Source organism: Rhizobium sp. FKL33 (assembly GCF_005222915.1).
Classification (GTDB): domain Bacteria; phylum Pseudomonadota; class Alphaproteobacteria; order Rhizobiales; family Rhizobiaceae; genus Rhizobium_E.
The window spans coordinates 1-977 of sequence record NZ_STFX01000053.1 but is presented as its reverse complement, the minus strand read 5'-3'; the positions used below and the strand labels follow the sequence as shown (position 1 = coordinate 977).

The following is a 977-nucleotide window of genomic DNA, read 5'->3' as shown; positions in this document are numbered from 1 at the left end:
TTGACTACCTAAGCCCCGCACAGTTTGAGAGACTGGCCGCTTGATCTGAAAATGCCTCTCCACTTTTCCGAAGCAAGTCCAGCATCGTCAGGCCGCACGCTGCGATATCGCATGCTCGACCGATCAAACGATAGAACCTCGCACGCCCGACGCTGGCTCACTCCATGCTGCGCACAGACGTGAGCCACCGCATTCCGCTTCACATCGGGCGTCACCATTTTTTTGCAGCGACATCCTTCAGGATCGCATTGTCCAGCATGGCCTCGGCGAGCAGCTTCTTCAGTTTGGCATTCTCGTCCTCGAGCGCCTTCAGCTTGCGTGCATCGGACACATCCATGCCGCCATACTTCGCCTTGTATTTGTAGAAGGTTGCATCCGAGATGCCGTGCTTGCGGCAGACATCAACCGTCTTCGCGCCCGCCTCCTGCTCCTTCAATATCCCGATGATCTGTTCTTCCGTGAACCGTGAACGCTTCATCCGTCCGTCTCCTTGATGTCACGGACTCTACCAAATTCTGGAAGAAGTTCAGGGGCTCAGGTCACGAGGACTACAACGAAATCCATCCCCGTTCCGCGCTCAAGATGGCTTCCCCTCGGCAGTTCATCAGGGCTAAGTCAAACTAGCCGACATGTCCGGTGAAACGGGGGCACTCCACTTCCATACAGAGCTGCGAAGGATCAGCTTGCTGCTGGCAAGCTTGCTGAGTTGATCATCGGCCCGACTATCTTCCTGCCATCAAACAGTCTGGCAGATTGGCGGGACGGGATTTGCCAAGATTCGGCCGATCCCTCGCGCTTTCAAACGCAAAAACCGCCCCTGGATGACAGAGGCGGTGGGGAAGGTTTGCAGTTAAGCCGCTGCTATACAGGTGTGATCAGCGATTTATGCTGGAACTGGTTGCGGGGGCAGGATTTGAACCTGCGGCCTTCAGGTTATGAGCCTGACGAGCTACCGGGCTGCTCCACCCCGCGTTATC

The 977-nt window shown here is 56.2% G+C and carries 1 tRNA gene and 1 pseudogene; both read right to left on the bottom strand.

Annotation, left to right across the window (positions count from 1 at the left end):
• Window positions 1-80: 80 nt before the first annotated feature.
• Window positions 81-478 (bottom strand): annotated as a pseudogene (locus tag E8Q41_RS23400) (transposase); the annotation flags it as partial.
• A gap of 417 nt (window positions 479-895) precedes the next feature.
• Window positions 896-972, bottom strand: a tRNA-Met gene (locus tag E8Q41_RS23395).
• Window positions 973-977 lie beyond the last annotated feature (5 nt).